The 22,257-nt window shown below is 39.2% G+C and carries 23 protein-coding genes; 13 read left to right on the forward strand and 10 right to left on the reverse strand.

Going from position 1 to position 22,257, the window contains the following annotated elements; genetic code table 11:
- Positions 1-12: 12 nt before the first annotated feature.
- The 4 genes from lepB to V5M36_RS09665 all read right to left on the reverse strand — a co-directional run bounded on the left by lepB (position 13) and on the right by V5M36_RS09665 (position 4,902).
- The gene (gene lepB, locus V5M36_RS09650) at positions 13-867 is read right to left on the reverse strand and encodes a signal peptidase I (RefSeq protein ID WP_338558359.1); all 855 of its coding nucleotides are present in this window, start codon (positions 865-867) and stop codon (positions 13-15) included.
- A gap of 20 nt (positions 868-887) precedes the next feature.
- Positions 888-2,705 carry a translation elongation factor 4 gene (gene lepA / locus V5M36_RS09655; protein WP_338564140.1) on the reverse strand — a complete coding sequence of 606 codons (1,818 nt, stop codon included), beginning with the start codon at positions 2,703-2,705 and terminating at the stop codon, positions 888-890.
- 173 nt (positions 2,706-2,878) lie between these two features.
- The gene (locus tag V5M36_RS09660; protein ID WP_338558361.1) at positions 2,879-3,334 is read right to left on the reverse strand and encodes an acyl-CoA thioesterase; all 456 of its coding nucleotides are present in this window, start codon (positions 3,332-3,334) and stop codon (positions 2,879-2,881) included.
- A 182-nt stretch (positions 3,335-3,516) separates the two neighbouring features.
- A complete protein-coding gene (locus V5M36_RS09665; protein ID WP_338558364.1) occupies positions 3,517-4,902 on the reverse strand; it encodes a Do family serine endopeptidase in 1,386 nt (461 codons plus the stop codon).
- A gap of 235 nt (positions 4,903-5,137) precedes the next feature.
- Here V5M36_RS09665 and nadB point away from each other — a divergent pair, with 235 nt between their 5' ends.
- Entirely contained in the window at positions 5,138-6,772 is a 1,635-nt protein-coding gene (gene nadB, locus V5M36_RS09670) for an L-aspartate oxidase (protein ID WP_338558367.1), read from the forward strand.
- 290 nt (positions 6,773-7,062) lie between these two features.
- On the opposite strand, the gene V5M36_RS09675 is transcribed toward nadB, so the two are convergent.
- The 4 genes from V5M36_RS09675 to pabC all read right to left on the reverse strand — a co-directional run bounded on the left by V5M36_RS09675 (position 7,063) and on the right by pabC (position 10,077).
- Positions 7,063-7,506 (reverse strand): PaaI family thioesterase, encoded by a 444-nt coding sequence (locus V5M36_RS09675; protein WP_338558370.1) that lies wholly within the window; start codon positions 7,504-7,506, stop codon positions 7,063-7,065.
- A gap of 92 nt (positions 7,507-7,598) precedes the next feature.
- Positions 7,599-8,207, reverse strand: coding sequence for a dTMP kinase (gene tmk, locus V5M36_RS09680; protein WP_338558373.1), 609 nt, complete (start codon positions 8,205-8,207; stop codon positions 7,599-7,601).
- Between the two features lie 9 nt (positions 8,208-8,216).
- Positions 8,217-9,227 (reverse strand): endolytic transglycosylase MltG, encoded by a 1,011-nt coding sequence (mltG, locus tag V5M36_RS09685; protein WP_445206331.1) that lies wholly within the window; start codon positions 9,225-9,227, stop codon positions 8,217-8,219.
- A gap of 28 nt (positions 9,228-9,255) precedes the next feature.
- Positions 9,256-10,077: an aminodeoxychorismate lyase gene (pabC, locus tag V5M36_RS09690; RefSeq protein WP_338558375.1), complete on the reverse strand. Its 822-nt coding sequence runs from the start codon at positions 10,075-10,077 to the stop codon at positions 9,256-9,258.
- 168 nt (positions 10,078-10,245) lie between these two features.
- Here pabC and V5M36_RS09695 point away from each other — a divergent pair, with 168 nt between their 5' ends.
- The 6 genes from V5M36_RS09695 (at position 10,246) to V5M36_RS09720 (ending at position 15,754) form a co-directional block, all read left to right on the forward strand.
- Positions 10,246-11,256, forward strand: coding sequence for a sulfate ABC transporter substrate-binding protein (locus V5M36_RS09695; protein WP_338558378.1), 1,011 nt, complete (start codon positions 10,246-10,248; stop codon positions 11,254-11,256).
- A 24-nt stretch (positions 11,257-11,280) separates the two neighbouring features.
- The gene (locus V5M36_RS09700; RefSeq protein ID WP_338564144.1) at positions 11,281-11,895 is read left to right on the forward strand and encodes an alpha/beta hydrolase; all 615 of its coding nucleotides are present in this window, start codon (positions 11,281-11,283) and stop codon (positions 11,893-11,895) included.
- A gap of 82 nt (positions 11,896-11,977) precedes the next feature.
- A complete protein-coding gene (gene cysT, locus V5M36_RS09705; protein WP_338558380.1) occupies positions 11,978-12,811 on the forward strand; it encodes a sulfate ABC transporter permease subunit CysT in 834 nt (277 codons plus the stop codon).
- Positions 12,808-13,698, forward strand: a complete 891-nt coding sequence (gene cysW / locus V5M36_RS09710) for a sulfate ABC transporter permease subunit CysW (protein WP_338558382.1) — start codon at positions 12,808-12,810, stop codon at positions 13,696-13,698. The genes cysT and cysW overlap by 4 nt, the downstream gene beginning before the upstream one ends.
- A gap of 12 nt (positions 13,699-13,710) precedes the next feature.
- Positions 13,711-14,772: a sulfate/molybdate ABC transporter ATP-binding protein gene (locus V5M36_RS09715; RefSeq protein WP_338558385.1), complete on the forward strand. Its 1,062-nt coding sequence runs from the start codon at positions 13,711-13,713 to the stop codon at positions 14,770-14,772.
- Between the two features lie 52 nt (positions 14,773-14,824).
- Positions 14,825-15,754: a CysB family HTH-type transcriptional regulator gene (locus V5M36_RS09720; RefSeq protein ID WP_338558387.1), complete on the forward strand. Its 930-nt coding sequence runs from the start codon at positions 14,825-14,827 to the stop codon at positions 15,752-15,754.
- A 413-nt stretch (positions 15,755-16,167) separates the two neighbouring features.
- Here V5M36_RS09720 and carO read toward each other — a convergent pair whose 3' ends face one another.
- On the reverse strand, positions 16,168-16,914 hold the full coding sequence (gene carO / locus V5M36_RS09725; protein ID WP_338558389.1) for an ornithine uptake porin CarO: 747 nt from the start codon (positions 16,912-16,914) through the stop codon (positions 16,168-16,170).
- 76 nt (positions 16,915-16,990) lie between these two features.
- On the opposite strand from carO, the gene V5M36_RS09730 reads away from it, so the two are divergent.
- The 6 genes from V5M36_RS09730 to V5M36_RS09755 all read left to right on the forward strand — a co-directional run bounded on the left by V5M36_RS09730 (position 16,991) and on the right by V5M36_RS09755 (position 21,395).
- Positions 16,991-17,644, forward strand: coding sequence for an IS1595 family transposase (locus tag V5M36_RS09730; protein WP_338558390.1), 654 nt, complete (start codon positions 16,991-16,993; stop codon positions 17,642-17,644).
- A gap of 291 nt (positions 17,645-17,935) precedes the next feature.
- Positions 17,936-18,757: a 2,3,4,5-tetrahydropyridine-2,6-dicarboxylate N-succinyltransferase gene (dapD, locus tag V5M36_RS09735; RefSeq protein WP_338558391.1), complete on the forward strand. Its 822-nt coding sequence runs from the start codon at positions 17,936-17,938 to the stop codon at positions 18,755-18,757.
- A gap of 122 nt (positions 18,758-18,879) precedes the next feature.
- Positions 18,880-19,590 (forward strand): 7-carboxy-7-deazaguanine synthase QueE, encoded by a 711-nt coding sequence (gene queE, locus V5M36_RS09740; RefSeq protein WP_338558394.1) that lies wholly within the window; start codon positions 18,880-18,882, stop codon positions 19,588-19,590.
- Positions 19,591-19,735: 145 nt separating this feature from the next.
- On the forward strand, positions 19,736-20,404 hold the full coding sequence (gene queC, locus V5M36_RS09745) for a 7-cyano-7-deazaguanine synthase QueC (RefSeq protein ID WP_338558396.1): 669 nt from the start codon (positions 19,736-19,738) through the stop codon (positions 20,402-20,404).
- Positions 20,405-20,421: 17 nt separating this feature from the next.
- The gene (locus tag V5M36_RS09750) at positions 20,422-20,832 is read left to right on the forward strand and encodes a hypothetical protein (RefSeq protein WP_338558398.1); all 411 of its coding nucleotides are present in this window, start codon (positions 20,422-20,424) and stop codon (positions 20,830-20,832) included.
- 101 nt (positions 20,833-20,933) lie between these two features.
- Positions 20,934-21,395 carry a peroxiredoxin gene (locus V5M36_RS09755; protein WP_338558401.1) on the forward strand — a complete coding sequence of 154 codons (462 nt, stop codon included), beginning with the start codon at positions 20,934-20,936 and terminating at the stop codon, positions 21,393-21,395.
- A 166-nt stretch (positions 21,396-21,561) separates the two neighbouring features.
- Here the strand turns inward: V5M36_RS09755 and V5M36_RS09760 are convergent, their stop codons facing one another.
- Positions 21,562-22,191, reverse strand: coding sequence for a LysE/ArgO family amino acid transporter (locus V5M36_RS09760; protein WP_338558403.1), 630 nt, complete (start codon positions 22,189-22,191; stop codon positions 21,562-21,564).
- Between the last annotated feature and the right edge of the window lie 66 nt (positions 22,192-22,257).

Below are 22,257 nucleotides of genomic sequence, written 5' to 3' on the forward strand. Positions count from 1 at the left end.
TCCATATTATCGTTAATCAATTCGTCCATTACGACTGAACGACGGTAACTTTAAACCAGACTCTTTATGCATCCATACATAAATTGCTTGTCCAGTTAAGTTTTCTTCAGGTACTAATCCCCAGAAACGGCTATCGGCACTCTGATCACGATTATCACCCATCATGAAATAATGTCCGTCAGTTACAGTAACTTCCCAACTTTCACCATTGGTTTTAACAAAGCGATCATTTGCCGTTGCCACAAAAGGTAAATCTTTCTTCGATTGTGCGTAATTAAACTGAGAGATCAATGTATTTTGACCTTCTAAATTACGTACCAGATGTTTGTGCTCACCCAGTTGTTCATAATGATAAATAGATTTAGGCGTATCTAATACATCTTTTTCACGTTGAAATTCAGTCGCTTCAAACGGTACATCCTGACCATTTACAGTCAATTTACCATTCGCATAAACAATCTGATCACCAGGTAAACCAATCACACGTTTAATATAGCTGATCGTAGGCTGAGGTGGATAGCGAAAAACTGCGACATCACCGCGTTCAGGTTCATTGATATTTAAAACCTTGGTATTGGTAATGGGTAAACGCACACCATACTGATATTTGTTTACCAAAATATAATCACCTGTTTCCAATGTAGGAACCATTGAATCCGATGGAATATTATACGGTTCAAAGAAAAATGAACGTAATACCAATACAACGGCTAAGACTGGCCAAAAGTCATATGCCCACGTAATAATGAAATTCTCATTGCCTTTTCCTTTCGTTTCACGTTGTTTAAGTACAATCTTATCCAACAACCACAAACCAAAAAAAATCAGTGTGGCAGGTACAAGGATCAAATTAAAATCAAAATCCATCAGGCATATATCCTTTATTTTTATCTATCTACTTTGAGTACAGCAAGGAACGCTTCTTGAGGGATTTCAACACTTCCCACTTGCTTCATGCGCTTCTTACCTTCTTTCTGCTTCGATAACAGTTTCTTCTTACGTGAAACGTCACCACCATAACATTTTGCGAGCACGTTTTTACGCATCGCTTTGACTGTTGAACGTGCAATAATTTGCGCGCCAATCGCGGCCTGAATCGCCACATCAAACATTTGACGAGGAATCAATTCTTTCATTTTTTCAACCAAGGCGATTCCGCGGTGACGTGCATCATTACGGTGACAAATCATCGCAAGCGCATCCACTTTCTCACCATTGATCAGTACATCAACTTTAACCAACGACGAACTCTCAAAACGCACGAAGTTATAATCGAGTGATGCAAAACCACGTGAACATGATTTTAAGCGATCAAAGAAATCCATCACAACTTCAGCCATTGGAATTTCAAACGTCAATGACACTTGTTTGCCTAGGAACTTCATATCTTTTTGAACGCCACGACGTTCAACACACAATGTCATTACATTACCCAAGTATTCTTGAGGTACGAGGATATGACACTCTGCGATAGGTTCACGTAGATCTTCAACTGTTGAACCATCCGGCATTTTAGATGGGCTATCGATATAAATCGTTTCGCCATTCTTCATCAATGATTCATAGATCACTGTTGGTGCAGAACTGATCAGATCTAAATCGTACTCACGCTCTAAACGTTCTTGTACAATTTCCATGTGTAGCATTCCTAAGAAGCCACAACGGAAACCAAAACCTAAAGCATCTGAGCTTTCAGGTTCAAAGAATAATGCTGAATCGTTAATTTGGAGCTTTTGAAGTGCATCACGGAACGGTTCGAAATCACTGGCATCAATTGGGAATAAACCTGCATAAACCTGCGGTTTAACCTTTTTGAAACCCGGTAAAATAGCAACATCAGGTGTACTTGCAAGCGTAATGGTATCACCCACTGGCGCACCAAAAATATCTTTGATACCCGCAATCACAAAACCAACTTCACCCGCTTCTAACTCGCCAGTTTCAGTATGTTTTGGGTTAAAGATACCCACAGAAGTCACAATGTGTGTTTGACCTGTAGATTTCATTAACATTTTGTCGCCCTTGCGGATGCGACCATCTTTCACACGAACCAATGAAACAACACCTAAGTAGTTGTCGAACCACGAGTCAACGATCAATGCTTGTAATGCTGCATCACGGTCACCTACAGGAGCCGGGATTACATTCACCAGTGTTTCTAAAACACCTTCAACACCAAGTCCCGTTTTTGCAGAACATGTTGGTGCTTCAGTTGCTTCAATCCCAATAATATCTTCAATTTCTTGAACAACACGCTCAGGTTCAGCTTGCGGTAAATCAATTTTATTTAAAACAGGCAGGACTTCTAGACCTTGCTCAAGCGCTGTATAGCAGTTAGCTACCGATTGCGCCTCTACACCTTGTGCAGCATCTACCACCAGTAAAGCGCCTTCGCAAGCAGCCAGTGAACGTGAAACTTCATAAGAAAAGTCGACGTGTCCTGGTGTATCAATGAAATTCAATTGATACTCTTCACCATTTGGATGGGTGTAATATAGAGTTACTGAAGTGGCTTTAATGGTGATCCCACGTTCGCGTTCAATCTCCATAGAGTCAAGGACTTGAGCTTGCATTTCGCGAGCTTGCAATCCACCACAAGTTTGAATAAAACGGTCGGCCAAAGTCGACTTACCGTGGTCAATATGAGCGATAATCGAAAAGTTACGTATATTTTTGATATCAACGGATTTTTTAGCTTGCGCCATGGGATACCTTAAACGATAAATTTGCGCCATGTATGAAAATCAGACTACATGGCAAAAGCTGTGTAATAAATTGCGCTGATTATAGCAGATGAGATTTTCAAAGTATTCATAATAATGATCTACTCAAGTGGAAATATTTATATCTCTCTTTAAGCATACAAATTCAGGACTGCTCACTTACTGGATTGAATATTTGAAAAATCGAGCGGATTGATTCCCTCTGTAATCGCTTGATAAGCGTTAATAAAGGTTGGAGATAAGCGTTTTGGCTTTCCAGTTGCGATTTCAACACATGCCCATTTGGTACTCGCATAAAACAATACTGCTCGATCTGAGGGTCTAAAGAAGACGTATTGTCGAAAAGAATACATGGCATTGATGTCACTCAACCAAGTTCTAAGTATGACCTCATCCCCCAGCACACTGGCTTTTTTGTACTGAACATGATGCTCCACTGCCACCATGGCATGTTTGAGCGCTAGATATTCTTTAATACCTAAACCAATATGATCTATATGTGCTGTAGCAACATCCTGCATCCACTGGACATACACCACATTATTTACATGCCCCAATATATCAATATGTTCAGGTTGTACTTTTATTTTTAAATCAAAAAATGTTGTCACAAATTAACCTTATCTTGAGAGATGAATATCGAAGCATTTCAATTTAACAAAGGCGCTGCTCGGTTGGAATCACCTGTATTAAAAAAACCACCCGTTATAGAGTGGTTTTAAGTTCGTTCAAACATTTATAAATATTTTGAAATTTTATAGCCGTATAGACAATGAACTTCATTCATAAGTCATTAACGAATACGTAATCCAATCACCACATTACGTCCAGCTCGAATAATGCCAACGCGTGCAACCGTATTGTTTTTCAATTCAGAAACTTGCTCTACAAAATCATTCGCTGTAAGTACAGCCTTACCATTAATTTGAGTAATTACATCTCCTGCTTGTATACGTGATTGCGCAGCCAATCCACCAGGTGTAACACTTTGAATCAAAATACCCCCTCGGATTTCAAGTTGAGTTTTCTCGGCATCAGACAGGCTTCGAATAGCCACACCAAGTACTGGTCCACGTTTTGCTTTATCGGCAACAGTATTGGATTTTGCAGGTGTATCATCTGGCGCTGTCGTTAATGTCGCAGAAATCACTCGAGACTTGTCATCACGTAGAACCTCTAACTGAATGGTTTGATTTGGCGTAGTACGGTTTAAATAATTCAGCAAATCAGAAGTTCGAGAAATCGCAGTACCATTGTATTTTAAAATAACATCGCCTGCCTTAAGTCCTGCTTTTGCTGCTGGTGATGTTGGCTCAATGTCAGTAATTAATGAACCTTCTGGTTTAGGCAATTTATATGCCTCCGCCAAATTACGATCAATATCCTGCAACTTCACGCCTAAGTAAGAACGAGTCACTTTGCCGTTCTTTTTCAACTGATCTGCAACATCCATAGCGACATCAATCGGGATGGAGAATGACAACCCCATGTAGCCGCCTGTACCACTAAAGATACGCGAGTTTACGCCAATCACTTGACCTTGATAGTTAAATAATGGCCCGCCAGAGTTCCCTGGGTTTAACGCAACATCCGTTTGAATAAACGGTACTGAGGTTTCACCTAACATATTTCTAGACTTGGCACTGACGATGCCTGCCGAAGCTGAATAATCAAACCCAAAAGGCGATCCAATTGCCAGTACGGGTTGCCCGACCTTCAATTGGTCGATATTTCCAGTACTCAATGCAGGGAAGTGTTGCCCTTCAACTTTTAATAACGCCACATCGGTACGTTCATCACTCCCAATCACCTTGGCATCAATTTCACGGCGATCATTCAACATGATCGTAACTTCAGAGGCATCTTCTACTACATGGTGGTTGGTGAGTAAGTAACCATCCTTACTGATAAAGAAAGCACTACCAAAGGCCGTTTTCTCTTGAGGCGCACGCTGCTGCGGAATAATAATTTGATTGCCAAAAAAGCGCTTTAACAGCTCAGGCACTTGTTGTTGCAGAAGATCTTCTTGTGTCATCTTTTTGACGACATTGACACTCACAACGCCCGGACTGACTTGTTCAACCAAATTAGAGAAATCAACAGCCGATGCCGCTTGTGTCTGCACTGCCACGGTAAATGCTACAGCGAATAAACCTGTTTGAATGGCTACTTTATTCATTGAATTTGGACTCACCTATTATGATTTTTGAATATTCTATTTTTTAGCATAAGGTCATTATTCATTACGTAAAAAAATGTTACTTAATTTTTTAAAAACAATACTTTAGTTGATTATTAACTAAATTATTCATTTCTGACTCATTTTATTGAAATTAGAAATTATTGACACTTGTATTTTTAAATAAAAAAGAGTCTGATGTACGGACTTTTTTTAATTCAATTAGCGAACGGAAATGCCTAATTTTATTAACCCTCAGCATTTTGATGTCATTATAGTCGGAAGTGGAGGTGCAGGTTTAAGTCTAGCCCTATCCTTACCTGAGCATTTTAACATCGCTTTATTGGCAAAATCACATTTAACCGATGCAAGCACCTACTATGCCCAAGGCGGTGTGGCTGCAGTATTAGATAAATCTGATTCTATTCAACAACATTTTGATGACACGCTAATTGCAGGTGCCTCCCTCTGTGAATCACAAGCTGTGCAGCAAACGGTTGAAGGTGGTCAATCTTCGGTTGATTTCCTACTTGATCAGGGTGTGCAATTCACTTTAGATCAGGATCAAAATCTACATCTCACGCGTGAAGGTGGTCATTCACAACGTCGAATTATTCATGCAGCAGACGCAACTGGCAAAGCCATTTCAACCACGTTGGTTGAGAAAACCAGAGCTAAAAAAAATATTCAAATATTTGAAAATTACATTGCCATTGATTTAATCACCTCGCAAAAAGTTTCAACTCTGGATCAGTCTAATCGTGCATTAGGTGCTTATGCGCTCGATGAGAAAACTGAACAAGTTCATACTTTCTTAGCACCTTTTACGGCATTGGCTTGTGGCGGGGCGATGAAAGCCTACCTTTATACATCTAATCCTGACATTGCCACGGGTGATGGTATTGCTATGGCATACCGTGCGGGTTGCCGTGTTGCAAATATGGAATTTAATCAATTTCATCCCACCTGTCTGTACCATCCGAAAGCGCGCTCTTTTTTAATTACAGAAGCGATGCGTGGTGAAGGTGCGTATCTACGTTTGCCAGACGGCGAACGATTTATGCTGCGTTTTGATGAACGTGCAGAACTTGCTCCACGCGATATTGTGGCACGTGCAATCGACTTTGAAATTAAGCGCTTAGGTATTCGCCATGTTTGGCTCGACATTACGCATAAATCTGAAAGCTTTATTTTGGAACATTTTCCAACGCTGCATGCGCATCTTTTAGAGTTAGGCATCGACATTACTAAAGATATGATACCTGTGGTGCCTGCGGCGCATTACACCTGTGGCGGTGTCATGGTCAATGAACACAGTCAAACAGATCTTGCGGGTCTTTATGCAATAGGTGAAACCTCGTATACAGGTTTGCATGGCGCGAACCGCATGGCGAGTAATTCACTTTTAGAATGTTTCGTTTATGGCATGTCCGCTGCTGAGCATATTCAATCGCAATATGACACATCATATATTCATCCTGAAGTACCAGCTTGGGATACATCGCAAGTAACGAATGCGGATGAAGATGTCGTCATTTTGCAGAACTGGGATGAATTGCGTCAAACCATGTGGAACTATGTCGGCATTGTACGCACCACCAAACGCTTAGAACGTGCGCTACACCGTATCGAAATGCTCAAAAATGAAATCGCAGAATATTATAATGATTACCATGTTTCTAAAAACTTGATTGAGTTAAGAAATTTAGTTTTGGTTTCAGAAATGATTGTACGCTGTGCGATGGAAAGAAAAGAATCCCGAGGTCTGCATTACACCCTGGACTATCCTGAGCAATCGAATGAGTTACGAAAAACCATTTTGATCCCACGTAACTTTCGTGTAGAAACGCCTTTGATTAATGATGAATAAACGATCAAGGTGTTAATTGCGACTACTTTTAAATGCCCATAAGCACTTATACGCATTGACAGAAAAGTGCTTTGGGAACACTTCAAAACTGGTGATCCGATCAGACAGTTTTGAAGTGTCTAAATTCCTTAAAAGCATCTAACTCTTTAAATTTCTATATATTAATAGACTTCTTTCAAAAGGCATTATTCACAGAAAATACTCATCATGAGTATTCCCTCATCCTACTCCCAAAGGTAGAAGGGATTTTTAAATATTAATCCATTGCCACTCAATGTATATATTTTGACTTATGAAAGAGTTTTAATGTGCTCTGACTCTCTTTTTGGCGGAATCGAATAAGTCCCTGTAACGTGAGCAATAGGCGCATCATGATCGACTGAATATAAATACACCTCACCCACGATCAACGCTTTGCCAACCTTCATTAATTTACAAACCCCTTTAATATTTTGACCACCAGCGGGTTTTCTTAAAAAATTAATATTTAAATTGGTCGTTACACTCAGCCCAACGATACCGATCTCCCCCAGAATCGCCACATATAAAGCATAATCCGCAGCAGTCATCATAGTCGGCCCCGACACTGTACCGCCGGGTCTTAAATCTTGCGCATCCACGCGGTAAATAACACTTGCACCCCCCTCAACCACTGATTCAATTTCACACTTATTTAAACTCTGAGGAAATTCTTGTTTTAAAAATTCAATAATTTCAGCTTTATTACTTTTCATGGTCCATCACAATAAAAAAATCCCTAATATTTCTCAATATAAGGGATCCAATCGAACTAAACAGTGATTTAAATGATCATTTTATTGACCATTCAAGATAAATCTTTGAGCTCAGTCAATGCATCTACAAAAACTTGCTCAGGACTTTGCGTTGCATCTAAACGCTTCATACGATTTGGCTCATTGCGATGAAGTTCTGCGAAGCCCGAACGCACTTTTTCAAAAAAGCTCACTTTTTCTTGTTCAAACCGATCTAATGCACCACGCTCACGCGCACGGGTCATTCCCAACTCAATCGGTGCATCAAGCCAAAAGCTAATGTCTGGCATTTTTTCGACAAAATTATCATTTAATAATTTTAATTTATCGCGACTTAAACCACGACCTGCACATTGGTAAGCAAAACTAGAATCACTGAAACGATCACAAAGCACAATTTTACCCGCAGCCAACGCCGGCAAAATGACCTGTTTTAAATGTTGCGCACGCGCAGCATACATCAGCAAAAGTTCAGTATCATGACTCATACTTTCTTCATGGTTAACTGACAAGAGCAATGAACGAATTTGCTCAGCCATGGGCGTCCCTCCCGGCTCTCTTGTCAGCACTACATCACGACCATTTGTTTGAAAATGATCAAACATTTTATGGATTAAAGTGGTTTTTCCTACACCTTCCGTGCCTTCAAAACTAATAAACATACTTACTCCTTAATTTTTTGCACGGATAACTGAAAGGTATTCTTGTACTGCACGATTGTGATCTTGCAAATTGGTACTAAAGGTATGCCCACCATTGCCTGTAGCCACAAAATAAATATTATTTGAGCTGTCAGGATGCATCGCAGCTTCAATCGCTTTAGAACTTGGCAGTGCAATTGGTGTTGGTGGTAACCCACTCATGGTGTAGGTGTTATATGCGGTCGGAGTTCGTAAATCTTTGCGGCTAATATTGCCTTTATACGCATCACCCATTCCATAAATCACAGTTGGATCCGTTTGCAAACGCATTCCCATTTTTAAACGGCGGACAAAGACACCCGAAACTTGTTCTAATTCACGGTCTACACTGGTTTCTTTTTCAATAATAGACGCCATGATTAAGGCTTCGTATTTATTTTGATAAGGCAAATCTGTTGCACGCTTTTCCCAAGCTGCATCCAATGCTTTCATTTGATATTGATAGAGATCCGTTAAGATTTTACGGTCTGTTTCACCTTTGGCAAAAAAGTAGGTATTCGGTGAAAATAATCCTTCAGGGTGATCATATGGAATATTTAATTCTTTGAGTAATTCTGAATAAGATAAGTGAACAACCTCTTTGGTCACCAAGTCATCTTTTTTAAGCGCTTCAATCAACTGTTTAAAGTTCGTGCCTTCGATCACCAGAATACGATTCATTTGCGCATTATCAGCATTCGACAACATATTCAAAACCTCACGAACACTCATGCCCTGAGTCACTTCATAAACGCCTGCTTTCATGGTGTCATGAATCATCACTTTATGATAAAGCTTCAAAACAATTGGAAAACTTATATGTTTATCTTTGGCCAAGCGCTCGATAAATCCTGAATAGGTATCTCCATTGCCTATTGCCAGCATTTGCTTTTGACCATCCACGGGATAGTTTTTAAACAAACTCGACCACAACACAAAAGTAAGCATCATTAATAGTCCGATGACAATCATCAACAAACCTTTAATTTTTGATGCAAACATCGTTTGTTTTTTCTTTTTGGATTGAGATTTAGGCATATTCAGACATTTGATTCAATTGAAGAGTTTGGAATAGTTCAAAACAAGGTTGAACATCTAAAGGCAGCACAGCTAAATCCATGACTGCTTTCATTGGACTTAATGCATTGCAAAAAAATAAGCTTTGAAATTTAGGAATTTCTTCCATATCAATATAACGCTGCTCACATGGAATCTGCTGCTGCTGCATGCGCTGTAAAATTTCAGCGCGCATTACCCCGTGCACGCCATTATAACGAAGTTCTGGCGTAATCCATGTATTGTTTATTCTAATGAAACAATTACTGCTCACTCCTTCAACCACCCCCCCTTGGACATCGGTCACCAATGCTTCAGCCCAGCCCTTATCTTGTGCTTCTTTTTTGAGTAAGACTTGTTCTAAGCGATTGAGACTTTTAATGCCGACCAACTGCGGCATGGTCAAACCCATAGCAGTATCTAGTACGCCACTCGATACTGTTTCACATTTAAAATCATTCGTTTCTTGCGGATAAAATATGACATAGACATCAGCAGGATGATCTGGCAAAGCATAGCCCCGATTCCCCTCACCACGACTGAGAATAATTTTAACAGTACCACTAATGTCTTTGAATCGCGCTGAAATCTGATCAATCGTCTGGTCGATCAAATTCAGATCGAAATTTAAATGCAAACGCTCTGCAGCCAAAGCCAACCGCGCAAAATGACGCTCTTTCAATTCAAAGCAACCCTGATGAATTCGTGCTGTGCTAAAGCAACCATCGCCATAATGGAAAGCGCGGTCTAATAGTGGAATGGTTTTAACTTCACCCGCATTTCTAAAACACAGCATATTGATCCTAGCTCGTTCAAATCACAATAAATAATGTAGATATTAAGATACAGCTCTTTATCTCTTTTATTCATATAAAATTCATTTTTTATTATTTTTTATGGATAAAGAGAACCGCTATTCTGCACGCATATTACATAAATCACATCTTCTTTGGGGATTATATACATGCGATTATCAAAATTAAAACTCGGATTGCTTGTTGCTTTAATATCAACATCTTCTTTAACCAGTGCAGCACGTGATTTACTCAACGTGTCTTATGATCCTACCCGTGAACTTTATACTGAAGTCAATAAAGAGTTTGGCGCTTACTGGAAGTCTCGCACTGGTCAAGACATTAATTTCCGTCAGTCTCATGGCGGTTCAGGCAAACAAGCGCGTGCTGTGATTGATGGCTTAAATGCGGATGTCGTGACACTAGCTTTGGCTGCCGATATCGATGCGATCGCAGAAAAAACCACTTTGCTTCCTAAAGATTGGCAAAAGAAATTTCCGCATAACTCGACACCATATACCTCTACCATCGTATTTCTGGTACGTAAAGACAATCCAAAAAAAATTAAAGATTGGGGCGATTTGGTAAAACCAGGCGTTGAAATTATCACGCCAAACCCTAAAACGTCAGGTGGTGCACGTTGGAACTATTTAGCTGCATGGGCATGGGCAAAACACCAACCTGCAGGTAATGATGCTAAAGCTCAAGAATTTGTCCGTCAAATTTATAAACAAACCAAAGTTCTTGATTCTGGTGCACGCGGTTCAACTACGACCTTTGCAGAACGAGGCATAGGGGATGTATTACTGGCATGGGAAAATGAAGCTCATCTTGCCCTTCGTGAACAACCAGGTAAATTTGAAATTGTCACACCAACTCTGTCTATTTTGGCTGAGCCGCCAGTGGCAATTGTCGAAAAAAATGCTGAAAAATCTGGAAATACCAACTTAGCTAAAGGCTATTTAAATTTCCTTTACTCACCAAAAGGTCAGGATATTGCAGCGAAGAACTTCTATCGTCCTCGCGATGCCAATGTCTTGAAAAAATACAATTCAACCTTTAAACCACTCAAATTAATTACCATTGATAGTGAGTTTGGCGGTTGGGCAAAAGTTCAAAAAGAGCATTTTGAAAATAACGGCATATTTGATCAAATTACCAAAGCCAATAGCGCGAAGTAATTTAGAGTTGATATAGGAGCAGACATTATGCATACGATTATTGTCCCAGGCGTAGGTGGTAGCGATTACAACCATTGGCAGTCTTGGTTACAGCGTCAGCTGGTGTCATGCTCCCGAGTTCAACAAAAAGATTGGAACAAACCACTTTTGAGCGACTGGATACATCAATTTAAGCAGACCATTGCTCAAGTTGAAATGCCCATTCAAGTCGTAGCACATAGTTTTGGGTGTTTAACCACGGTTGCTGCGATGAATCAGCATCCAGAATTGGCCACTAAAATTAAAAAACTCATTTTGGTTGCACCCGCCAATCCAAGTCGTTTTGGTGAAAATGGTTTCGCTCGAGACAGTGTAGATGGTGTTGCGAATTATGCAGCTTATTTTCATGCGCTCAAGGTGAAAATTCCTACAGATCTCATTATTAGCGAAAACGATCCTTGGTTATCTTTTGAGGATGCTCAAACACTGGCTCAATCTTGGAAAATTCGTCCGATTAACTTAGGTCGTGTTGGACATATTAATGTTGATTCTGGTTTTGGTGAATTTCCTGAAATTTTTGAATACTTGCTTTCAAAAAAAACCAATCGCTATATAAGCAATACTGATGACATCAAGTTGAATTATAAATTTGCAATTTAAATGATGCATCCTATGCTTGGAATATTTTTTAAATTATATGCTTACTGATTTCAGTAAGCTTTCTCTCTTTTGAGGAGTCGTCATGTCGCAGCGATCCCGAGTGCTGCCAGGTTTTGGTCTTTCTCTAGGCTTCACCCTAGCGTATTTATCGTTAATTGTTCTTATCCCTCTTTCAGCAGTCTTTATTAAATCTCTAGGGATTGGTTGGGATGGTCTATGGGAAATTTTAAGCTCAGAACGTATTTTAAAATCTCTTCAACTGAGCTTTAGTGCTGCCTTGATCGCCGCTTTAGTTAACGTTGTTTTTGGTTTATTACTGGCTTGGTGTCTGGTTCGTTATAACTTCCCAGGTAAACGTATTGTCGATGCTTTAGTGGACTTACCTTTTGCATTGCCAACAGCAGTTGCAGGTATTGCACTCACCTCGTTATATGCACCTACGGGCTGGATTGGTCAATACTTAGAGCCGATTGGTATTCAAGTCGCATATACGCCTATCGGGATTACCTTGGCTTTAATCTTTATTGGCTTACCTTTCGTGGTTCGAACGGTTCAACCTGTATTAAGTGACCTCGAAACTGAGCTTGAAGAAGCAGCAAGTGCATTAGGTGCAAATCGCCTTCAAATTGCGACTAAAGTTATTTTACCGATTTTATTACCCGCATTGATTACAGGCTTTGCTTTAGCCTTTGCACGCGGTGTTGGTGAATATGGTTCGGTCATCTTTATTGCGGGTAACCAACCTTTTGAAACTGAAATTGCACCTTTAATGATTATTTCGCGTTTAGAGGAATATGACTATGCAGGCGCAACAACGATCGCTGTGGTGATGTTGGTTCTTTCTTTTGTGATTTTATTTTTGATTAACTTATTACAAGCTTGGGCAAGCCGTCGTACAGGGAGAACTGCACAATGAGCTTAAATAACAACAGCAACGCATTGGCTGAAAAACTTCAGTCAAGAGATGCGACACGTGAACCTCTTTGGGTTCGTTATACACTGCTGACGATTGCGCTCATCTTCTTCCTGAGTTGCTTAATTCTGCCTCTAATTTTAGTGTTCGTAGAAGCCTTTAAACAAGGTGTCGGTGTTTATGCTCAAGCGTTGGTTCACCCAGATACACTATCTGCGGTAAAACTGACCTTATTAACCGCAGTAATTGCCGTACCTTTAAACGTTGTATTCGGTGTTGCGGCAGCATGGTCTGTGGCTAAGTTTAACTTCCGTGGTAAATCCATTCTGACCACCATTATCGACATGCCTTTTTCGGTATCACCTGTTATTGCAGGTTTAATGCTGGTATTAATGTTTGGTACACAAGGTTGGTTTGGCGGCTGGCTCATGGATAACGACATTAAAATTCTATATGCCGTTCCAGCCATTGTTCTTGCAACCATATTTATCACTGTGCCTTTTGTAGCTCGCGAACTCATTCCATTGATGGAAGCGCAAGGTACTGAAGAAGAGGAAGCAGCCATCGTACTCGGTGCTTCAGGCTGGCAGACTTTTTGGAAAATCACCCTTCCTAATATTAAATGGGGTCTTATCTACGGTGTGATTCTGTGTAATGCCCGCGCAATGGGCGAATTTGGCGCAGTTTCTGTGGTTTCAGGTCACATACGTGGTGAAACCAATACTTTGCCTCTACACGTAGAAATTCTCTATAACGAATATACATTTAGCGCTGCGTTTGCGGTTTCTTCCCTCTTGGCTTTATTAGCGATTGTGACCCTTATTTTAAAAACATGGGTAGAGATTCGCCAAGAAAACCAAAACAAACGTAACGAAGATTCAACAGTTTAAAGGAAACACCCGATGAGTATTCAAGTAAAAAATATTGAAAAACACTTTGGTGCTTTCCATGCACTAAACAACATTTCACTCGATTTTCCAGACGGCCAATTGGTGGCTTTACTCGGACCTTCTGGTTGCGGTAAAACCACTTTACTTCGCATAATTGCGGGTTTGGAATCTGCTGACGGTGGTCAAGTCATCTTGGAAGGTGAAGACTCTACCAATGTTCATGTCCGTGAACGTCAAGTCGGTTTTGTATTTCAACATTATGCGTTGTTCCGTCATATGACGGTATTTGAAAACATTGCTTTTGGTTTACGTGTGCGTCCACGTGCAACGCGTCCAAATGAATCTGAAATTAAAAAACGTGTTACGCGTTTACTTGATTTAGTTCAACTCGGTTTTTTGGCAGATCGCTATCCTGCGCAGCTTTCGGGTGGTCAACGTCAACGTATTGCTTTAGCACGTGCTTTGGCCGTTGAACCTCGTGTTTTATTGCTTGATGAACCCTTTGGTGCGCTAGATGCTAAAGTTCGTAAAGAGTTACGCCGTTGGTTAAGAACACTGCACGATGAACTTCACATCACCTCTATTTTTGTGACACATGACCAAGAAGAAGCATTAGAAGTCGCAGATCAAATCATTGTCATGAATAAAGGTAATGTCGAACAAATTGGTTCGCCACGTGAAGTTTATGAAAAACCTGCGACGCCATTTGTTTTTGACTTCCTAGGTCAAGCGAATCGTTTTGAAGGCCAAAACAACAATGGCATTATTCAAATTGGTGAAGATCGAATTCAAGTACCATTAGCCAAAGATTCCCCTGAAGGTGAGATCATTGCATTCGTTCGACCAGATGAACTTCGTATCCATGCACAACCGACAGAAAACTCATTCCAAGCGACCTTTATGCGTGAAGTTTGGATTGCAGGGAAAGTTGTGGCTGAATTACAAAGCCGACAAGGCAATTTGATTGAAATTTTACTCACACCAGACGAAGCCAAATTACATCAATTTCGACCAAATCAAACTGTTTGGTTAAGCCCTTCTAGTTTGCATTTATTTGCAAACCAAGTTGCTTAATGAATACCCGATGGGGCGATAAAACCCCATCCCTTTTAAGGTCTATATCATTATGAATTTCCAACAACTAAGAATTATACGTGAAACCGTAAGACAGAATTTTAATCTAACTGAAGCCTCTGCGGCCTTATACACCTCACAATCTGGGGTAAGTAAACACATTAAAGATTTAGAAGATGAATTAGGCGTACAACTTTTTATTCGTAAAGGTAAGCGTTTATTGGGTTTAACAGAGCCTGGACAATCGCTGCTGGGTATTGTAGAGCGTATGCTGGTCGATGCAGACAATATCAAACGTCTTGCAGATGATTTTAATAAAGTCGATGAAGGCACTTTGACCATTGCAACAACACATACACAAGCACGTTATGTATTACCGCCAATCGTTAATTCTTTTAAAAAGCTATTCCCTAAAGTGCATTTGATTTTACAGCAAGCCAGCCCAGTTGAAATTTCTGAAATGCTCTTGATGGGTCATGCAGATATTGGTATTGCAACAGAATCTTTGACGACTGAAGACAATCTTGCCAGCGTACCTTTTTATAATTGGAAACACAGTATCATTACGCCGCAAGGACATCCTCTAACACAAATTTCGCCTCGTGAAATCACTTTAGAGCGCTTAGCCGAACATCCAATTATTACTTATCATGGTGGATTTACGGGTCGCTCTAAAATTGATAGTGCATTTGATGAGGCTCAACTGGATGTCGATTTAGTGATGTCTGCCCTTGATGCCGATGTAATCAAAACTTATGTTGAGCTTGGCATGGGTGTCGGTATTGTCAACGATGTCGCTTATGATACTGAGCGTGATCATCGCTTAAAACAAATTGATACCGATCTGTTCGGGGTAAATACAACGTGGATTGCTGTGCGTAAAGGGCATTTATTACGCGGCTATGGTTACGAATTTGTGTCGCTTTGCGCACCAAGTGCAGATATTAAAGCGCTCAAAAAAGTCGCCTATCCTGATGATTAATCTTTTAATCTGTTAATTAAAACATCTAAAAATTTAGAGGACGATTTAGTCCTCTTTTTTTATTCTCATTAACACCGTCTCTTTAATCCAAATACTGTCCAATCGATTTCAATATCATATGTATTCAATACCAATTGATTTTCCATTAATAAAAGCTTTTATGATCGTATTATAGATCTTTCATAAACCCATAGTAGCTCATTGAGCAGCAATAAATTGGTATGCAAAAAACTCCATGTCTCTTGAAGAAGTTAACATTAGGGAAATATTGATTGTGCGTATGATGTGTAAAAAAGATTTATTAAAGTAATAGATTAGTTAAGTCATTAAACAACTGATGTAAAAAAACGAGCCTAAGCTCGTTTTTTTAACTGTAACTTTTTAAAATCTGTAATTCTATGAATTAGTTGATCTTAGAAATGGAAGCTTACGCCCACTTTACCAACTGGTAACCATTCATATTTATCATCATTACGGATTTTATCTTCTTCACGAATAATGTTATTTACTAATGAACCACCAGTTGGGTTATTAGCAGCTCCGCCACTAACTAAAGTTAAGTTAGCATCTGGATTACCTGTATAGTAAGCACCAACTTCACCAAATACACCAAAGTTTTTAGTGATTTTAGGTGCAAAACCTAAACCTACGTAAGGAGCAAATTCATTTTTGTAAACTTGTTTACCGCTAATTTGAGCACCATTAGTACCCGCAATAAAATCAGTATTATTTACAGTAAAGCCTTGTCCTGGTTTAACACGACGATCAAGAGCATACTCATTGTCAATATAGCCTACACCAGCTGCCATATATAGACCTTGTGCCCATACATTGTTGCTTGCACCCCAAGGACGAATCTCAGCATTTAAATAGGCAAGATTGTTATCCATATCAAGGTCATATTTTGAACCATTGATCGAAAGATCATCTGACCAAGAAATATCACCGCCATTGTAACCTAGAGCTATACCTACATACGGGTTTGCAGTCCAAAGTACCGCACCACCGTAACCAGTCGTACCAACTTCAGCACGTACACCTGTAGGAATAAGTTGGTTCGCTTCAAATACGTTACCAGAATGGACTACTTGAGTTTCAGCCATAGCTAAACCAGAAGCAGATACCGCAACGGCTACAGCAAGTAATTTTAACACTTTCATTTTTTTCTCCTCAAGAAAATGAGTTGTTCTTTAATCATGGGGCTGTAGTAGATTAGCTTTATGTTAGTCTACGAAAATGAAGATAATCAATTGTAAATTAAATAAAAAAGTACAGAAAAAGTTGCTGGAATATTTTGTACTTGAAGTTACTGCTCGTTCTGCTGCTGATTTACTTGAAATTCAGCCTAATAGTGCAGCTCTGTTTTATCGCAAAATACGTGAGGTAATCACCTACAATTTAGAGCTCGAAGCAAACGAAGTATTTGAAGGTACTGTTGAATTAGACGAGAGTTATTTTGGTGGTGTACGCAAGGGTAAACGGGGTCGTGGTGCTGTTGGTAAGGTTGCTGTATTTGGTATTCTCAAAAGAGGTGGTAAGGTCTATGTCAAAGTAGTTTCAGATACCAGAAGTTCTACCTTAATGTCTATTATTACTCGAAAAATAGCGCCTGATAGTGTGGTCTATACAGATTGTTATCGAAGTTATAACGCATTAGATATTGCGGGTTTTTACCATGAAAGAATTAATCATTCAAAGCAGTTTGGTATAGGTAAAAATCACATCAATGGTGTTGAGAATTTTTGGAATCAAGCCAAACGAGTATTAAGAAAGTACAATGGCATTGATCGAAAAACATTTCCCTTGTTTCTAAAGGAATGTGAGTTTAGATTCAACTATGGATCGCCCAAAGAGCAGCTAAAAACACTGCTAATTTGGACGAAAATTTAACCTGTTCTACTACAGCCCCTTAATCATTAATGTGTTCAGACTCAGGAGCATCATAAATGAATACTTGGCTACAATTAATACTGAAATTGATTATTTTTTGTTATTTTTTGATACAATTAGATATTAGTTGTTGTTTTTTATTGCTTTAAGCTTAATAAACAAGCATTCATTTTGCTTTGAGGCGTGTATCACTCAATTATCCTCAGTATTTTCTATTGCAATATATTTTTTTATCTAAATCAGCATCAATTTGGTGTAGAATCTTTAAAATTTTTTTGGAAATGGATGATCATGTCTCAGCTTTCGACAATTATTGAACAAGCCTTTGAAGACCGTGCTAATTTTTCTGCAGCAGACTGTTCTGCTGAAATTCGTCAAGCCGTTGAAGAAGTTATTGCAGGATTAGATAACGGTTCTTTACGTGTTGCAGAAAAAATTGATGGTGATTGGGTTGTTCATCAATGGGTGAAAAAAGCGGTACTGTTGTCATTCAAATTAAACGACAATAAACCAATGGAATCTGGCGACATTCGTTTCTATGATAAAGTTGATACTAAGTTTGCAGATTGGACTGAAGAACAGTTTAAAGCAGCAGGTATCCGTGTTGTTCCACCTGCTGTGGCACGTAAAGGTTCTTTCCAAGCTAAAAATGTGATCTTGATGCCATCTTATGTGAACATTGGTGCCTATGTAGATGAAGGTACTATGGTTGATACATGGGCAACTGTTGGTTCATGTGCACAGATTGGTAAAAATGTTCACTTGTCTGGTGGTGTTGGTATTGGTGGTGTTCTTGAACCATTACAAGCAAACCCAACAATCATTGAAGACAACTGTTTCATCGGTGCACGTTCTGAAATCGTTGAAGGCGTGATTGTTGAAGAAGGTTCAGTGATTTCAATGGGTGTTTTCATCGGTCAATCGACTAAGATTTATGATCGCGCTACAGGTGAAGTACATTATGGTCGTGTACCTGCGGGCTCAGTTGTTGTAGCCGGAAGCCTTCCATCTAAATGTGGTACGTACAGCTTGTATGCTGCCATTATTGTGAAAAAAGTGGATGCTCAAACGCGTTCAAAAACAAGCTTGAATGATTTGCTACGCGAAGATTAATGATGTAATCGACTGCGAAATTTAAGTCGTCTAGCGTCTCTACGGTTAGTCATAATCGTAGAGATTTTATTTTTTATATTTGTTGTGTTTTATCTCCCTGATTATATTTGGTTAACTTTGTTATGAGTACTTTAAGATCTTCTGCCATTCCTGTTTCTGATCCGTCTGCGGGTTTACGCATCACAGAGATCTTTTATTCACTACAAGGTGAAGCTGATGCTGCTGGTTTACCGACTGTATTTATCCGTCTGACGGGTTGTCCTTTACGTTGTACGTATTGTGATACCACCTATTCATTTGAAGGCGGCGAACGTCAGTCGCTAGATGACATTATTGAAACTACTCTCGCATTCAAAACTCCCTATGTTTGCGTCACAGGTGGTGAACCGCTTGCACAACCAAATGCTATTCCACTCATGACTCGTTTAGTAGATTTAGGTTGTGAAGTGTCTTTGGAAACCAGTGGCGCTTTAGATGTGTCTAAAGTTGACCCTCGTGTTTCAAAAGTATTAGATTTAAAAACACCGACTTCTGGTGAGGTTAGTCGTAACTTGCACAGCAACTTTGAGCACCTCACTTTAGATGATCAAATTAAATTCGTAATTTGTAATCGTGAAGATTATGAATGGTCAAAACTTCAAGTTGAGCAATTTCAACTGAATGAAAAAGTGAATACCGTGTGGTTTTCACCAGCTTTCGCTGTTGAGAAAGGTTTGGTCAAATTGCCTCAAATTGCGCGTGATTTAGCGCAATGGATTTTAGAAGATCATCTCCCCGTTCGCTTCCAACTTCAATTACACAAATTACTTTGGAATGATGAGACTGGACGATAATTTTCGCTCACTGTTCAGAATTTATTCCTTTTCATCTATTTATCAAATTTAGCATAACTCATTAAAAATTAGATATTTCGGGCTTAACCTTCATGTATAGGTTCGAATATTTAAATTTTAAAGATTCATATTTTGGAGTTTTCTTATGCGTACTCGTGCCATTGTCTTGTTATCTGGCGGTTTAGACTCAACCACTTGTTTGGCTTGGGCTCAAGCACGTTATGAATGTATCGCGATTAGCTTCATGTACGGTCAACGTTCAACCACCGAACTTGATGCTGCACGTAAGCTCACCCAAAATGCGGGTGTTGAACATCGTGTAATCAACATCGATTTAGGTAATCTCGGTGGCTCAGCGCTTACAGATCACAGTATCGACGTACCTGATCATGAGCAAGATGGTATTCCTGTCACTTATGTACCCGCTCGAAATACCATTTTCTTGTCTTATGCACTTGCAGCAGCAGAAGTGTTTGGTGCAGAAGCGATTGTCATTGGTATTAATGCAGTAGATTATTCAGGTTATCCAGATTGCCGCCCTGAGTTCATCGATGCTTTTGAAAAGATGGCACGCTTGGCAACAAAAGTAGGTGTTGAAGGAAAACCCCTTAAATTTGAAACACCTTTACTACAATTATCCAAAGCAAATATCATTCGCTTAGGCATAGAACATGGCGTAGACTACAGTCAAACGGTGTCTTGCTACCAAGCAGATGACCAAGGACGTGCATGTGGAACATGCGATAGTTGTCGTTTGCGTAAACAAGGTTTTATGGACGCAGGTATCGAAGACCCAACACGTTATATACCGTAATAACAGGGTGCCCCTATATGAAAAACTTAAAATCAAACATTCTTCTTTCTACATTTGTGTCTGCGATTGCTTTCGCTTCTACAGCAACGTTTGCAGATGATGCAAATAAAATGCAGCAAGCTTATAAAAGCACAAATGTTAAATCTGCATTAGTTAATGTTTGTAAAGATGAAACAGCGAAAAGCAAAAAACTTACCGCTGCTGAAGTCAGCAAATACTGTTCATGTGCTATCGATGCTGATGGTAAATTAACAAATGCACAAAAATGGGAAATCCAAAGTACCATTAACCAAAAGAAAAGCCCGACCACTTTAGCGTTTGTTCAAAAGCAAAATACTGATCTTCAAGCATGTTTTGGTCCTCAGTTAACAGGTAAATTAAAAACCTTAACTGAAGAAGCAATGAAAGCTGCTCAAGCGAAGAAATAATCGTTTTGCAACATCTGATGAGCCACTTTTAGTGGCTCATTTTGTATGTAAAATCTTATAAAGTTTGATCAATTTATAATTTTTATTATGTGGAGAAATACATGAGCACTGAATCTTTAGGCTTACCGAATCAAAGCTTTAACACCACAACAGGTGAAGTGAACTTAACTGAATTAGCAACCCCATGGTTAATCCTCTATTTCTATCCAAAAGATTCAACACCAGGTTGCACCACACAAGCAACTGATTTTTCCAGTTTGAAAAGTCAATTCGATGACTTAAATACGACGATTTTAGGTGTGTCTCGTGATTCTGTAAAAGCACATCAGAATTTCACTGAAAAACAAGAACTGACGATTAATTTAATCAGTGATAAAGAAGAAAAGTTATGTCAACACTTTGATGTGATTAAAGAAAAGAATATGTATGGAAAAAAAGTAATGGGTATTGAACGCTCAACGTTCATCTTCAATAATGGAAAACTCGTTAAAGAATACCGTAAAGTCAAAGCAGCAGGTCATGCAGAACTGGTATTAGAAGATTTAAAACAACTTCAAGCCTAAGCATTAAAATTTAAAGCTGACTAACAAAAAAAATACTCCCGTGAGGGAGTATTTTTTATTTAACCGAAGTGCTCTTTTCTTCGATTCGATTCAATTCAATGTTCTTTAACTCAAATCGCTTTTACTCACTTCAATTCATCTGAATTCTTCTCAATTCACGATCTTCTCAGGTGTTATAGATCAAACTAAATGCAATGATCCACATCACTATACCAATGAAAAAATCTAAAATTTTCCATGAAATTGGCTTTGAAAAATAAGGTAATAAAAATTTAGCACCATACCCTAAACTAAAAAAGAATAACCAAGACGCACAAACTGCACCGCTTGCAAACCACCATTGATAAAGTGAATATTGTGTTGACACAGAGCCGACCAAAACAACAGTGTCTAAATAAACATGTGGGTTCAACCATGTTAAAGCTAGGCACAATAGAATAACTTGCATAAAACTCTGAGGGCTTTGCTCAGTAGGCAGTAGTGATTGCGTTAGTTTAAAAGCACTATAAAAATGCTGAGCACCATAGGCCAATAGAAACAAGGCACCTAAATACTTGGAGATTTGTACAAGATTTGGATAATGCTCAACGACTTGGGCAAAGCCAGCAACCCCAAGCAAAATCAGTAATGAATCCGAGAATGCACAAACCAAACAAATCCAAAAAATATATTGTTGCTTTAAGCCCTGTTTAAGTACAAAAGCGTTCTGAGCACCAATCGCAACAATTAAACTCAAACCGACCATAAAGCCCGTCAGTATTGCCTCTAGCTCACCATTTAATAACTCAGCCCACATATTACTTCACTCAAATTTTGAATGAAGTGATTATCCCGAATCTTGAACCAAAATAACTAAAACTGA

The organism is Acinetobacter sp. KS-LM10 (assembly GCF_036896575.1).
In the GTDB taxonomy this organism is placed as follows: Bacteria; Pseudomonadota; Gammaproteobacteria; order Pseudomonadales; family Moraxellaceae; genus Acinetobacter; species Acinetobacter avistercoris.